Source organism: candidate division KSB1 bacterium (assembly GCA_022562085.1).
In the GTDB taxonomy this organism is placed as follows: Bacteria; Zhuqueibacterota; Zhuqueibacteria; order Oceanimicrobiales; family Oceanimicrobiaceae; genus Oceanimicrobium.
This window is the reverse complement of sequence record JADFPY010000091.1, coordinates 1-14,007: the sequence shown is the minus strand read 5'-3', so window position 1 is coordinate 14,007 and position 14,007 is coordinate 1. Positions and strand designations below refer to the sequence as shown.

Genomic DNA, 14,007 nt, shown 5'->3' with positions numbered 1-14,007 from the left:
AGAAAGGCGCGTCTTCATCGACCTTTCCACCCTTGAAATGGAAAGCCAGAACTTTCTTGTTAAAAATCTCCTTGTAAAAACGTGCGTCCACCGTGACTTTTGAGAACTTTACATCACTCTTCGGGCGTTCGCTGGCGTTTTCAAGAATAAGCGAGCCCCAAAAGCCATTCGTTGGATAAGCGAGGTTATCTCGAAAATCCGCGGAAAGCCCAATTGAAAGTGTATTAATCCGCGTTTCTCCCAAATCATCGGAAATGGAACTTTGTGGCAAATCGACAACGTTGATTGTTGTATCATCCTCGCCCGTGACAAAATTTGCTGGATTGTAAACCTCCCCCCTGTAAGCAACATGAAAATATTTAAAAAAGCCTTTTTTCCCGCCGAATTTGAGTCTCAGGCCATTAAATTCAACATCCTGGGTGGTTTTGAAACTCTCAAAATAGTGCACGAAGTTTTGGTCAGCGCCAAACACTTCAACATCTATGAACGCTTTGTTACTAAACAAGCTGTTGTTGTGATAAAAAATTGAAAACTCGGATGTTCTGTCGCCAAAAAGAAAACGCGCACCCATTTTACTGCCGCGGCCAAAAAGATTATCAAACCGCAGGCTTGCCGGGACAAAAAACCAACCGTCGAGATCGTTGTGGCCGCCTTCAAATTGAAAGTAGGGCCAGCGGCGCTCTTTGACTTCGATAATGACAACGAGCTTGCCTTTTTCAGAGCCGCGGCGGGTATAAAACTGCACGGCCTTAAAAAAATTCGTTTGCGACAATCTTTGGTTATTTATATCGATCACAAACGGGTCGATTGGATCGCCCACGCCGAAATTCAAATGTCTGAGGATAACATCCCGTTTGGTTTTGTTGTTGCCGACAATTTCGATATCTTCGACAATGAGCTGACGGATCGCCGGCGAGGTCTGGCTGAAAGCATTTTGGGTTAAGAGGAAAACAAGAATGAGGATTACCGGTAGAAACCTTGAAAGGATGGTTAGAAATTTTTGAGGTGAATTGCGCATTTAAGATTTTTGAATTTCAACAAATTTAACAGAAATCAATTTTAAGTGCAAGTGTAAAGTGGTTAGGTCTGTAGTTTGCCAGGCCGAGAACTTCGGATTAGCCCCGGAACTCTGGCGAGTTCTGCTACTACTTTACGCTTCCAAGAAAACGTTGCAGTAGTTTTATAAATCAAAAAAAATGCCGGAAACAGGAAAGGGGATTGCTTTAATAGCTTTGCATCCTGCGTCCGGCATTAATGATTCTCAATGGGCAGTAGGCCAGTGTCGGATGCCACCGGCCTACCCAATTCTGAAAAGTTTATCCTCTTTCCTTAATCGTTACTGAACCGTCGGGATGAATGGTGACGTCGTAGATTTTACCGTCTTCGGTCACAACACCCATTCCGGAACCATCAGGATAAAAATCAAATACGGCGGAAGCAATTGGCTCAGCGCCATTCTCGAAAGCTACTTCGTTCGCATAGACTTTTAGGTCTAAATGAGCGCTGTCGTCCGGGTATGACTCCGCGGTAAATACTAGAAACGTTTCGTCTGTGTTTGTCCATTCTCCGGAAACCTGGTCAACTTCCGGGGATTCTGTGATTGTGATGTGCCCATTACTGCCATCTGCTTTTTCAACATTGAGAGAGGTCGTCAGGACGTCGCCAACGCGGGTCTGATTTACCATCACGCTTTCTCTTTCCACGTCGCCGTTCAGCAGAGTGACTTCTCTTTCAAATGAGCCGCTGATGGTTGAATCGGAAGCATTGATATCGAATTCACCTGACTCGCGAACCGAAACCGGATCATGACCTTCAGGAAAGGTGGTGGTCAAAGAAAAGCTGCCTTTACCGTCTTCTTCAGCGCTGTCAAATGTTCCGTCAATTTGAGTGCCGTCTCGGCGTGATTCACTGAAAGTTCCAGTGCCGTCTACATTAAAAGTAGCCTCTTCACTACTTTCGCTGCCATCTGAGAATTTAGAGGTTCTCATGTAACTGCCGCCTTGACCTTCATGATATTCCAGCGTGGCCTTCGTGCTGCTGATGAAGCTGGAGTTGGAATATTTGACTTCGCTCATTAGAATGCCGCCGTCCGGTTCTGTTCCCGGTACGTGCGCATCCGGTACAAAACTTCCGCGCTCTTCACTAATGAGCTGCCCCGGTTTATAGCGTTTTAAATTTTCAAGGGACAACAGCACATCGTCGGAATCATCCAGGATGGTAAAGTTCAAATCTACTTTAATTTCAGTTGAATCATATTCAAGGGGGTGACCCTCAAGGTAATCAAAACCGACAACAAACAACCTGGCTTTGCCTGTTACATTATCATAAATAAGGCTAACCCGGTAAGTCACGCCTTCTTTTTCGTTGCGTTCGGTGACGTCCCAAATAACCGAATCTCCAAAAGCGATTTGTCCGGTTTTGGACAGAACTTTCAAATCTTTTGCACCTAAAGTAAAAGCTTTTTGCTTGATTGATCTGGCGAAATTCATCGCTGAGTTGGGGTCTTTTACTTCCGGCACATCCAGGTCGGCAATCGCAGCCGGACCTTGAATCAGATTGGTGACTTGCTTAAATGATGAGATATTCTGGTAAATCCCGACACTGCTGCTACTGGTACTCTCAACCATCTTGTTTACTTGATCATCGTTATTGTCCGTTGAGGTTGGGTTCTCTGTTGAACAAGCAAACATTGCCATGAGCAGCAAGCTGAGAATAAGTGTGCCTATCCAGGTTGAAAATCTTTTTTGCTTCATGATAAAACTCCTTGTGTTAAGTGTGTTAATAAATTTGTTTAGAGGACTGGCATGCCTTAAAAAAGAATTGCACACCTGCTATATTCAACTATTGGGCCAAACTTTTTGTTTGACTATTAGTTGAACTAAGCCCTTGTTTTTTATAATAATAGTGGTTATCGACAATTTCAGGAAATAGTTTAAACGAAGTGAAAAGGAACAACAAGTGTCGTTTAAATACCACAATCGAAGGGGATTGCACAAATTTGTAATTCCAAACAAAAAAGACCTGCCAGGTTTTGGAAACCTGGCAGGTCTAAAAATTATCAAACAAATTAACTGAAACTAGTTTTCGCTTTGATTAACCCGCAAATCCATTCAATCTCGAACGGCCTATTGCGTAGTAATCAATTTCCAATTTCTTCATGCGCACCGGGTCATATAAATTCCTGCCGTCAAAAATCACCGGATGATTTAAGGTTTCTTTGATTAAATAAAAATCCGGTTCTCTGAATGCATTCCACTCGGTCATAATAATTAAAGCGTCGGCTCCTTCGAGGGCGTCATAGCGTTTGTCAAGAAGGAACAAATCTTTATCTAAACGATCACCGAAAATTCTTTCGGCTTCTTTCAAAGCCTCGGGATCGTGTGCGCGGATTTTTGCTCCTTTGTCATTGAGGTGCTCAATCATCGCAATAGCCGGCGCCTCGCGCATGTCGTCGGTTTTGGGCTTAAACGCCAATCCCCACATCGCAAAAGTTTTGCCTTGCAGGTCATTCTTGAAGTAGGAATTTATCTTCCCCATTAAGCTGGTTTTTTGGCGTTGATTGACTTCTGCTGCTGATTTCACGATATTCAACTCGAGGCCATTGTCCGCCGCGGTTCTAATTAAAGCCTGGACATCTTTCGGAAAACAGGAGCCGCCATAACCGGTCCCCGGGTAAATGAATCGCGGGCCAATACGGCTATCGGTTCCGATTCCTTTTCGTACCATTTCAATATCTGCCTGGAGGACATCGCACAGGTTAGCAATTTCGTTGATAAAAGAAATCTTGGTCGCCAGAAGTGAATTGGCTGCATATTTTGTTAACTCTGCGCTTCGTTCGTCCATGATCAAAATCGGCTTACCGGAACGCACAAACGGCCGGTAGAGGTTTTTCATAATTTCGGCGGCTTCTTCATTTGAGGTGCCGATAACAATTCGATCGGGTCGCAAAAAATCATCGATTGCTGCACCTTCTTTCAAAAACTCAGGATTAGAAACGACCGCAAAATTGTGATCTGTGTGTTTTTTAATCTCGGCTGTGACTTTTTCTGCGGTCCCAACCGGCACGGTACTCTTATCAACGACAACTTTGAATCCGTTCATATATTTGCCGATGTCTCGCGCAACAGCCAGGACGTGCTTTAAGTCGACAGACCCATCTTCATCCGCCGGAGTGTCAACCGCGATAAAAATTAATTCGGATTTTTCGACGGCATATTTAGAGTCCATAGTAAAAAACAAGCGGTCTTCTTTCATGTTCCGGGCCACCATATCTTTGAGGCCGGGTTCATAAATCGGGACTTCGCCTTTATTCAGGGCGTCAACCTTGGTTTTATCCACGTCAACACAAATGACTTCATTGCCCGTGTCTGCGAAACAGGTGCCGGCAACTAAACCAACATATCCGGTACCAATAATCGTGATTCTCATTGGTTACTACATCTCCATTTTTTGTGACCCTTAAAAATGAAACTAAATTTGCTTATGCTTAATCGGCATTTAATTCTAAAACATTAAGGTAACACATTGCTGTAAAATGTCAAATGTTTCTATACAATTTTAAATTTTACAACCTACGTTTTCAATTTGGCGAAAAATTGATCAACAAAGTGTTTAAGGTTTTGAGTGTTAATGTGTTAAAGTATGGCATGAGGCGAAGACATGACCCTTTCGGAGCGAATCATAAACCGCAAATTAACTGTCAACGCTAACACTGTTTTTATGTCCGCTCCGGCCTCCTCGCTTTTGTGGGCGGATATGGAAAAAAGACAGCTGCGGGGTCCTCCTCGGGCTTCGTGCGCCTCTTCCCGACTTCATTATTATAAAAAAATTTAAGGAAAGTCGGGAAGGGGTCGCCCTCCGCAACGAGTTTGGAGTTCAAGCTTTAGCTTGCTATCTTGGGCGTCAAAAATCAAACTGAATTTTCGCTACGATTCTCTATAGGCTAAGTACTTTCCTTGTACACTCTTATCTAAAAAGGTCTTTGCGAGGCGTTTTATTGCCAAAGCAATCTCATCTCTTCGCCTAATCAAAAGATTGCTTCGCTGAGAAGCGCTCGCAAAGACGAACTGAATGACCGAACCTAACACTTGAACACGCAAACACCTGAACACTTTTTTTGACACTAAAAAAAACCGTCCGGTCAAAATTTGACCGGACGGTTTCGCACCAAGAGGATTAGAGGAGGGACTTTTATAACTTCTTAGTTTCCGCTATTTGTACTGCCATTACTATCTGTAATACCGCTTGAATCCTCCGCGTTTCCAAGTTTAAACCGGCCTTGAAAGAAGCCTCGTCTTGACCCGGCGCGTCCTGTTTTAAAGTGGCCTTTTACGATGCCAATGGTATCTCGTGACCGGCTTACAATCCGACCTCTGAAGCCGCCAATGTTGTTATCACGATCGTAGCCCCAGTGACCCGCCATCAGGGCGCGGAAATTTCCATTCATGTCGATGATTTTGCCTTTAAAGACCTTCTCACCGTTGTCAGCAATGCCCCAGATACCTTTCAAATGTCCGGCATGTGCGCCATTGCCACTCATCCAGCGACCTTTGAAAATACCGCCGTGCTCTCTGGTTTTTACCCAGCGACCTGCCATGAAACCACCGCCAAAAGGAACAACTTCTTTGCAGCGGCTAATAATTGAAACTTCATAACCAAGCGCACCAACAGGTTCGATTAACTCGAGCGAATCCAGTTCGCTAAAAGTCAATGTTTTGGAATAATCGCCCGCGGTAAAAGTAAAGGTCCCTTCTTCATCGGTTGAGTCGTTGTCGATAATCGCCAAAAGCAATCCGTCAAAGTGGGGTTTGGTGACAGAGGTAAATTCAACTAACTGACGATCCGTACGTGGAAGAACAATAGAATCGTTGTCTTCAAAACGGATTTTCCTCAAAACAACCAGCGTTCCCTTGCTAACTTGAGCTGAACCATTCCAGTTGATTGCATCAGTTGCGGTTGAGTCGCCTTCGAGCAGCCCCCAGGTAATTCTAACATAACATACTTTGATACCGTCAACTGCAGCGGAAGCAGGATTCAAAACGTCTGACATACCGGCATCTGTTGCGTATGCGTCAGCCGCAACTTCATCTTCTCCAAATTCATCAGCCATTTCGCTGTCGCCAAAAGCAGTTGTCTCATCGTTTGATTCGTAACCACCGAATTCTTTCTCTAAGCTTAATGCTTCCTCCCCAAGTTCCTCACCCGGTGAAGTTAATTGTTCGTTGTTGCTGCAAGCGGAAAAAGCGAGCATTGCCAAGAGAGCCGAAATCCATAAAAGAGAAAAATACTTCTTCATTTGTGTAACCTCCTTACTGAGTGTTTAAGATTGTGATTAATTAAAAATGAATTTAGCCCTTCGATATGCAAGGCACGGGCCAAAAATTATTTCGACGATTTTAAAAAAGGTTAAGCATTTATTATTTAAGCAGTTGTGTCCAATAAAAATTGCCAAATGAGCTTTGTTTTACTCGACAAGTATGGCTTTTTAGGTTCAGTTGTGTACTGTCAAGTTCATTTTTATCATTGCCAGCGTATTGATAGCATACCTTCTGAACCTTTGCATTTTTTGCAAGACATGGCTGAATGACGCGAAACAAATGTCAAATAACACCCCCCTTAGTCCCCCCTCGAGGGGGGAAGCCATTAAGTTACCAGGTCATTTGACTTCAGCATTATTTTAGACAGCAGCAAGAATTCACCATTTGGCAACTACATTCAAGCGTTAATGACTGTTGACAATAACCGGGTAATTTTGACCACGACAAAGCAGTTAATTTAACATTTGCAGCTTCGCCGCATCAGGCAATCATGGATTAAAGCTTGACAAAAGCCGATTGTTTTGATATTATTACAGCATGTCCAAAAAACTCACCATCTTATTTGAAGCGCATTTTAAGGAGACAGTCGTTCAGTCAGACCCGGTCAAAGCAAATGGCTCAGATCGTAAACTGTTTCGCTTGACTGGTAAGAAACATTCTGCCATCGGCGTAGAAAATGCGGACCGGACTGAGAATATCGCTTTCTTGGAATTCTCGCACCATTTTCATAATCTCGGACTGCCCGTACCCGAGATTTACTCCGAGGATATAGATTCTGACATTTACCTGGAAGAGGATTTAGGAGACGATACGCTCTTCGATTTGCTGGATAAGAGTCGATCCAATGAAAATACTTTTCCTGCTGAAATAGAAACACTTTATGAAAAAGTTGTGCAAATCCTTCCCGAATTTCAAATCAAAGCAGGCCAATCCCTTAATTATGAAGCCTGCTATCCGCGGCAGAGCTTTGACCGGCAATCAATGATTTGGGACTTGAATTACTTCAAATACTATTTTCTCAAGTTGGCCCAGGTGCCATTCAACGAGCAAAAACTGGAAGACGATTTCGACATCTTAACCAAATTTCTAATGCAGGCAGACCACGATTACTTTCTATACCGCGATTTCCAGTCAAGAAATATTATGATTCGGGAGGGCCAGCCGTATTTTATCGATTACCAGGGCGGTCGCCGGGGTGCTTTGCAGTATGATATTGCCTCCTTGCTTTTCGACGCCAAGGCTCTTTTGCCGTTCGATGTGCGCACCCAGCTGCTTGAAAAGTATTTAGAGGCTGTTTCAACTCAAATCAAAATCACTCGAAGCGAATTCATGAAATACTACCCGGGGTACGTCCTCATTCGGCTTATGCAGGCGATGGGAGCTTATGGCTTTCGCGGTTTCTATGAGCGCAAAGAGCACTTTTTGCAAAGCGTTCCTTATGCAATAAAAAACCTGGAGTACATTCTGCGAACCATGGACCTGCCAATTAAAATCCCTACACTTATGAACGCGCTACAAGCGCTGGTTCGCTCCACTCGTTTACGAGAACTTGGCGATGTAAGCCTGCCGATGACAATTCAAGTTCAGAGCTTTTCATACAAAAAAGGGCTACCGAAAGATAAGAGCGGTCATGGCGGCGGATTTATTTTTGACTGCCGTTCCCTGCCAAATCCAGGACGGCTGGAACAATATATAGAGCAAACCGGAAACGATTCTGAAGTAATTGCGTTTCTCGAAAACGAAGAAGACGTTCACAGTTTTTTGACCCACGTCAAAGATTTGATTTCTCCCGTCATCGAAAATTACCGTGAGCGAAATTTTAGTCACCTGTCGGTTGCATTTGGCTGCACCGGAGGGCAACACCGCTCTGTTTATTGCGCGAACATGCTGGTAAAATACTTACGTGAAAAGTACTCGGTAAAAGTTGACCTCAGACATCGAGAGTTGGAAAGGCTGAATTAATGAAAGCAATGATCTTCGCTGCCGGTCTCGGCACTCGTCTCCGACCGATTACCAACACCAAACCGAAAGCCTTAGTAGAAATCAATGGTGTGCCTCTTTTGGAAACAGTTATCAACCGTTTGATTGCTGCGGGTGTCTCAGAAGTTATCGTTAATCTGCACCATTTCCCCGACCAGATCAGAGACTTTGTCCGGGAGAAAAACAACTTTGGGATTCGCATCGAGTTTTCTTTTGAAGAAACGCTTTTGTTGGATACCGGGGGCGGTCTAAAGAAAGCAGCCTGGTTTTTTGACGACGGTCAGCCGTTTATCATTCATAATGTAGATATTCTCAGCAACATCAATTTGGAAAAAATGTTCGAACATCATTTACAAAATAAGTGTCTGGCCACACTTGCAGTCAATGAAAGAGAAACCAAACGTTTTTTAATCTTCGATGAGGAGAATCTGCTTTGCGGCTGGAAATCCTTACATGTAAACAAAGAAGTTGTGTCACGAGCTCCGAAGGGAAAATCTCAAGATTTGGGTTTTTGTGGAATTCATGTTGTTTCAGCCGATATCTTTGAAAAGATAACGGAAGACGGAGTTTTCTCAATCATCACCAGTTATATGCGGCTTATCAGCGCTGGCGAGCGAATAATGGCATTTCGGACTCATGAAAATTCGTGGCGTGATGTGGGAAAATTGGCGGAGTTGGAAAAGTAAAAGGACTAACCTGCAAAGGGAGGTTCAAATTGCGTGGTACGAGTTTTTTCATTGTCTGGAATTCTCTTGATTTGCCGTGACTCTTGAAGCACCTGCTCTGTAACTCTCACCAGTTCCGCCCTCTACCCTCTAAAGAGGCACACCGCTTCTCAGCGGACATCTTCTGCTTCTCCATAGTCATCGAAAATTAAGCCTCCTGTTCCATAACTCAGGTTCAGGCCTTCGGCTCTGAGGAACAAGCCTACCAGGCCCTCGGCTGTCTTCTGGCGCCCCATCCTATCACCTCGAGATGATAGGACCACAAAGGCTGAACGTCAGACCTCCCCGGGTAAGCCTTATGCTTGCAGCATCTACGAACATGTCTTCCGTACCAAGTATATAGGACTTTGAGTCTATTTGCACTCTCATCCAAACATGCACGCCTCATATGGGGTTCCTGTTGACTTCGGCAAGCTCAGGGCAGGTTACAGCCAGCTTTTTGCCTACAGCTTCCTTCAGATTCCACCTTGCAATAGACACCCCCGCAACAAGTGCGGGGCAGGCTCTTGCCGTGGGCTAACTGTTCCCATTGTCGGGCCAGTAGAGGACTTACACCTCCAAGTGATTGCGCCATGCCGGGCGCACAAATAAAAAAGGGAGAGCCTGTTGACTCTCCCTTTTATTTTGCAAACTAACAACTCAAACTTACATCATAGTCTTCGCCGTCTTCTTTTCCACCCATTTGTCGCCATCTTTCATTTCTATTTTCTCCGGTATAAAGGCGGCATGTGCGTTTTTACCGTGTGTGCCGGTTAAACGCATTTGTTCGCCCACCCAGTCGGCATACGCCGGGGCCGGGACTGCCAGAAAGTGTATATTTTTGTCCTTGTCAACGATTGCAACCGGCAAACCGCCTTTTGCGCACATGGTGCCACAGTTTTCCATTTCGCCATGGTCATTAGTGAGAAATCCCCCGGCAGCATAACACTTCAGGTCCACCAAAGTTCCCTCAATTACCTCGGTTTTCGGTTTTTCTTTTTTCTCTTGTGCAAACACAAACAATGCACTAACAGATACCATCATTACGATGAGCACAACGAGAATACTTCTTGTTTTTGGCATGATGCCCTCCTGAATTAGGTTAAATAATGATTAATAAAAATGATTGAAATCTTTACTTTAGAAATGTCAACTTTTTAAAACAAGCGCTACTGAAATATTATTCCCGTGAACCGGGTATTGTAAAAATCAGCGGGGGGCAATTTTAAATCAGCCAATCCAAAGTAGATTCATTACCGAGAGTCCTAACCAACGTTAGGTTTATTAGAGTGGGGAAATGTTGGAAAAAATAGCGGGGCGTGTATGACGGTTTTCGAACCATTAAGTTTGAAATCAGCCCCCAAAGGAAACTTCAGGCTCCAAATTAGAGCACTTTTTGAGCTCTCTCGGGGAACTTCTCCCTTGTTCACCTTTTGGCAGGAGACTTCAGCACACAAAAAATAATATAAATTTCCAAAGGCTCGGTATATTTGATTAAGGTTATATTATCAACTTAGTAATCTATTAACTGTTGATTTTGAATAGTTAATACAATCTTCTCCTTTACCAAAAACTGATCAGCCGGAAAATTTGAATTTTAGTAAATAAGTCCTGCTGCGCATCATGTAATCCACTATAACCTTACCATAGTCTGGACTACCTTCCTCTAAAGTAAAGCTCTTATTAGCCGATGACTGTCTGTATTCCTCTTTGTAAATATCAAAAACCGATTGCCTGTTCTGGAGTCAAGATAAGAATCGTGGTTATGATGTCAAGCTTTTGTATCAAACCTAAGCGAAGTTTATTTCTATAGGTTAAATAACGTAAACTAGAACAATGTATTTAACAAAATGAATATGAAATTACTTTATGTTGGAACTTGGCTTTATCGGGATGTTTATCTTCATAAGAATTGTAAAGTATCTCATTCGGATTATGTTCAATCATTGGGTATGGATAAAGATACAATATTATCAGGTTGCGATGCTTATGTAGATTCTGTTAAAAGAAAGTGTGTGTTTTGTGGTGAGGAATTTAAGGGAGAATTTCCTAGTGAACAAACTAAAACAATTAATATAAATGAGTTACGAAAAAATACTTAAAAAATACTGGTTTAAGAGAACGGGGGCGTGTGGGAATCGAACCGATAGCAGCACTTACTTATGGAGCATTTAATACTACTAATAATAGAAAAAGAGGCGATTCTGCTGAAGCAACCAACACAACCGCCTCTTTGAGGAGGAGGCAAAAAGCGACCTAGATTCTATAACGAACCTTAGTCGCGTATCTATATATAACTCATTTACAAAAAGTCAACGACAAATATTCCCCGGCGCTTTTCATACCGCACAAGTCCCAATGTTCTGATTTGCGCTCAGTCATCAGTGCTCGAATTTTTTCCTTTAGCGCAAAGGAGGAGCTGAAGTCCTGGATTCTAAGCTTTTCTTTTGATAATTTTTGAGTATTGTTTGTCGTCATTCTTTTATTTCTCTTTCTTCTATATAATTAGACAGTCGAAATCCCAAAAAGGTTAAAAAAAAATCAAATTTTTTTATCTGAGCCGTATATTAATAAGGTTTTCTTTAGATTAATTCTTCTTTCGAATAAAGTTCCGGGATTAGCCCCTGTGTGTAAAGTACTCAGCTTTTGCTTTGTTGCGTTATAGCTATCAATCCAGGATGATGCCTGATGCCCAGCGAAATATTTTCATTTCTTCTTCTTTTGATAATGTTCAATGACCGGCGTAAAATCTTTTTCCGCAGACAGACCCATCAACTCCCTGAACAGGTCAATGGGGAAGTCGCTAAACGATTTAAAATTAACGCACCCTTTCTGGATTTTTGCGCCCTTCATGTTTTGTTTAACAAATTTCAGAATGTCTTCGTTGCCATACATGACCATCGAATGAAACGTATAGTGGTGCTTTGTCTTTGCCAATCCGTATTTAAAAACGCCGTCCTGTTCATAGACAAGAGCATTTTCAATACTCATAATTTTGGACACTTTTTCTTTGACTTTGGTGTCAATCTTTAGAATCTCAGTTCTATATTTTTCAACATTGACCCGGTCCTCCGGGTCCAATGAATCTAAGAACGAAGCCACATTCATTTCCTTTCAGAAATAACGCCGCATTCAGCGGCTTGTCCGCTGCAATGCTTTTTAGTGCTTTTAAACATGTTGATCTATCAATATTGAATTACCATCTGGATCAATAACTGAGAAATTTGACGGGCCAGTTTCATTTGTAATCGACTCACTTGAGATTTCTATTCCTTCAGACTTAAACTTTTTATGGAGTTCTCGAACATCAGTAAATGATTCAAGTTTTTTACAGTCTTTGTCCCAACCAGGATTGAAAGTTAAAATATTGGTCTCAAACATACCTTGAAATAAGCCGATACTATGATCACCATTTTTCATGATGAGCCAATTTTGTGATGGGTCGCCAGCAAAAACTTTGAAGCCTAATTTTTCATAAAAGATTTTAGATTTCTCGAGTTCTTTTACTGCAAGGCTTATTGAAAATGCACCTAATTCCATAAAATACTCCTTTGGTTTGATAATTTATACGACACGAACCTTGTTCAATAGCTGGACTTTTTTTTAACACAAAGGCACAGTAGATCCCAGAAGATAATATAGTATTGAATCCTATCGTTGTGCTCCTCGTATCTTCGTAGTTATGCGGTTTTTTCTTGCTTCTTTTTCAAGATGGTAGCGCTAATGATTGTAATCAACAAACCCACGGGAAATATTTCGATAAACGTAACGCCAATCTGGATTAAGGGGTTCTTGTACAATTCCCGCCACTTTTCCATATCCGCAATTTTTGCCTGAATTGCAGTTTCAGAGTCGCCGCTACTTCTGATTTTCTCGACACTGTGCTCATAGTAGTCATCCATAAAATTTGTACCGGAAGTATTGACATAAAGCATCCAGCCGGCGACATAAAATGTGGACGCGACCAATGTGATAAATAACCCGACCTTAAAAGCCTTGCCAAAACTGATAATACCCGCCGACTCTTTATCCCGGTAGGATTTAATGCCAATAAAAATTGTCGATAGAGCAACTATCATACTAATGTATCCCAGCCACTCGGCTGTATCGTAATCTACATTTTCACCAAAAAACGGCATGGTCAAAAACATCATGAGCACCAGGACGAAGCCCGCAATGGATCCGAATATTAAAGCGTATCTGCGCATGTTACCCTCCTTTTAATTTGCTTTATAGGATCGCACATAATGTGCACGGTCCAATAAACGAAAAATCTGCCTTTTATGCATCATACTAAAGGACTATTTTGTGAAAATCATACTAAAGTATGAGGCGGGAAAATATTTCTTTATGCTTATTGAGTAATTGAACAAAAAAAAGTTTCAAGTTTATCGTCTTTGCGAGCGTTTCCGAGCGAAGCAATCCCCCAATAAACAGGCCTGAGATTGCTTCGGCAAAAGCTTGTCCTGAGCAACGTCGAAGGAACGCCTCGCAAAGACGTCGAGATGTGGCTTTCGACAAACACCATTTAAAGAATTATTCAGAGTGGCTGATCTCCCGTGCTTTGCGGATGGCTTGCGTGCGGCGTTTTACATCGAGCTTGCTGTATAAATTAGCGGAATGAGTTTTTATAGTGTGCAGGGACACAAATAATTTATTGGCGATTTCCTGGTTTGATAAGCCACTGGCTATAAGTTGCAAAACTTCCAACTCTCTGTCACTGATGCCATGTGACTTTAGTTTTTCAGAATTGATTACAAAATCATCTAAGCCGCTTTGGGAGATCGCTTTTGACTTCTGCCTATCAATCAGCTTTAATCCAAACCAAATACCCAGGGAGGTAAATAAAATGGCAATAATTCCTATATAAATTTCGAGCGACAGATCTCTGACAAAAAAGCGGTATTCCAGAACCCGGAGGAGAATAACGAGCACGGCCAGTAAAGCGCCGTAAATGAGTACGGTTTTTTTCATGTGTGATTTCTATCCACCATAAGCTGCAATGA

Annotated in this window: 12 protein-coding genes; 3 read left to right on the top strand and 9 right to left on the bottom strand. The window is 42.5% G+C overall.

Annotated elements, in window-relative coordinates; genetic code table 11:
- The 4 genes from IH879_09815 to IH879_09800 form a co-directional block, all read right to left on the bottom strand.
- Positions 1-1,018, bottom strand: a 1,018-nt coding sequence (locus tag IH879_09815; protein MCH7675232.1) for a BamA/TamA family outer membrane protein, incomplete at its 3' end; no start/stop codon positions are given.
- A gap of 298 nt (positions 1,019-1,316) precedes the next feature.
- Positions 1,317-2,753 carry a hypothetical protein gene (locus IH879_09810; protein ID MCH7675231.1) on the bottom strand — a complete coding sequence of 479 codons (1,437 nt, stop codon included), beginning with the start codon at positions 2,751-2,753 and terminating at the stop codon, positions 1,317-1,319.
- A 340-nt stretch (positions 2,754-3,093) separates the two neighbouring features.
- The gene (locus IH879_09805; GenBank protein MCH7675230.1) at positions 3,094-4,428 is read right to left on the bottom strand and encodes a UDP-glucose/GDP-mannose dehydrogenase family protein; all 1,335 of its coding nucleotides are present in this window, start codon (positions 4,426-4,428) and stop codon (positions 3,094-3,096) included.
- Positions 4,429-5,200: 772 nt separating this feature from the next.
- Positions 5,201-6,295, bottom strand: a complete 1,095-nt coding sequence (locus tag IH879_09800) for a hypothetical protein (protein MCH7675229.1) — start codon at positions 6,293-6,295, stop codon at positions 5,201-5,203.
- Between the two features lie 559 nt (positions 6,296-6,854).
- Between IH879_09800 and IH879_09795 the strand changes: the two genes are divergently transcribed.
- Together IH879_09795 and IH879_09790 are read left to right on the top strand one after the other, a co-directional pair.
- Positions 6,855-8,279, top strand: a complete 1,425-nt coding sequence (locus IH879_09795) for a phosphotransferase (protein ID MCH7675228.1) — start codon at positions 6,855-6,857, stop codon at positions 8,277-8,279.
- A complete protein-coding gene (locus IH879_09790; protein MCH7675227.1) occupies positions 8,279-8,983 on the top strand; it encodes a nucleotidyltransferase family protein in 705 nt (234 codons plus the stop codon). The genes IH879_09795 and IH879_09790 overlap by 1 nt, the downstream gene beginning before the upstream one ends.
- A gap of 684 nt (positions 8,984-9,667) precedes the next feature.
- Here the strand turns inward: IH879_09790 and IH879_09785 are convergent.
- Positions 9,668-10,084: a hypothetical protein gene (locus IH879_09785; protein ID MCH7675226.1), complete on the bottom strand. Its 417-nt coding sequence runs from the start codon at positions 10,082-10,084 to the stop codon at positions 9,668-9,670.
- Between the two features lie 773 nt (positions 10,085-10,857).
- Between IH879_09785 and IH879_09780 the strand changes: the two genes are divergently transcribed.
- Positions 10,858-11,103: a hypothetical protein gene (locus tag IH879_09780; protein ID MCH7675225.1), complete on the top strand. Its 246-nt coding sequence runs from the start codon at positions 10,858-10,860 to the stop codon at positions 11,101-11,103.
- Between the two features lie 604 nt (positions 11,104-11,707).
- On the opposite strand, the gene IH879_09775 is transcribed toward IH879_09780, so the two are convergent.
- The 4 genes from IH879_09775 to IH879_09760 form a co-directional block, all read right to left on the bottom strand.
- Positions 11,708-12,103, bottom strand: coding sequence for a hypothetical protein (locus IH879_09775; protein MCH7675224.1), 396 nt, complete (start codon positions 12,101-12,103; stop codon positions 11,708-11,710).
- Between the two features lie 66 nt (positions 12,104-12,169).
- A complete protein-coding gene (locus IH879_09770; protein MCH7675223.1) occupies positions 12,170-12,541 on the bottom strand; it encodes a VOC family protein in 372 nt (123 codons plus the stop codon).
- A gap of 140 nt (positions 12,542-12,681) precedes the next feature.
- Positions 12,682-13,209: a DUF4199 domain-containing protein gene (locus IH879_09765; GenBank protein ID MCH7675222.1), complete on the bottom strand. Its 528-nt coding sequence runs from the start codon at positions 13,207-13,209 to the stop codon at positions 12,682-12,684.
- A 328-nt stretch (positions 13,210-13,537) separates the two neighbouring features.
- A complete protein-coding gene (locus IH879_09760; GenBank protein ID MCH7675221.1) occupies positions 13,538-13,975 on the bottom strand; it encodes a DNA-binding response regulator in 438 nt (145 codons plus the stop codon).
- Between the last annotated feature and the right edge of the window lie 32 nt (positions 13,976-14,007).

Excerpts from the sequence above, each read along its gene's own strand:
- IH879_09795 (MCH7675228.1), top strand. The coding sequence starts at position 6,855 with ATGTCCAAAAAACTCACCATCTTATTTGAAGCGCATTTTAAGGAGACA.
- IH879_09805 (MCH7675230.1), bottom strand. The coding sequence starts at position 4,428 with ATGAGAATCACGATTATTGGTACCGGATATGTTGGTTTAGTTGCCGGC.
- IH879_09765 (MCH7675222.1), bottom strand. The coding sequence starts at position 13,209 with ATGCGCAGATACGCTTTAATATTCGGATCCATTGCGGGCTTCGTCCTG.
- IH879_09800 (MCH7675229.1), bottom strand. The coding sequence starts at position 6,295 with ATGAAGAAGTATTTTTCTCTTTTATGGATTTCGGCTCTCTTGGCAATG.
- IH879_09780 (MCH7675225.1), top strand. The coding sequence starts at position 10,858 with ATGAAATTACTTTATGTTGGAACTTGGCTTTATCGGGATGTTTATCTT.
- IH879_09810 (MCH7675231.1), bottom strand. The coding sequence starts at position 2,753 with ATGAAGCAAAAAAGATTTTCAACCTGGATAGGCACACTTATTCTCAGC.
- IH879_09760 (MCH7675221.1), bottom strand. The coding sequence starts at position 13,975 with ATGAAAAAAACCGTACTCATTTACGGCGCTTTACTGGCCGTGCTCGTT.
- IH879_09770 (MCH7675223.1), bottom strand. The coding sequence starts at position 12,541 with ATGGAATTAGGTGCATTTTCAATAAGCCTTGCAGTAAAAGAACTCGAG.
- IH879_09785 (MCH7675226.1), bottom strand. The coding sequence starts at position 10,084 with ATGCCAAAAACAAGAAGTATTCTCGTTGTGCTCATCGTAATGATGGTA.
- IH879_09790 (MCH7675227.1), top strand. The coding sequence starts at position 8,279 with ATGAAAGCAATGATCTTCGCTGCCGGTCTCGGCACTCGTCTCCGACCG.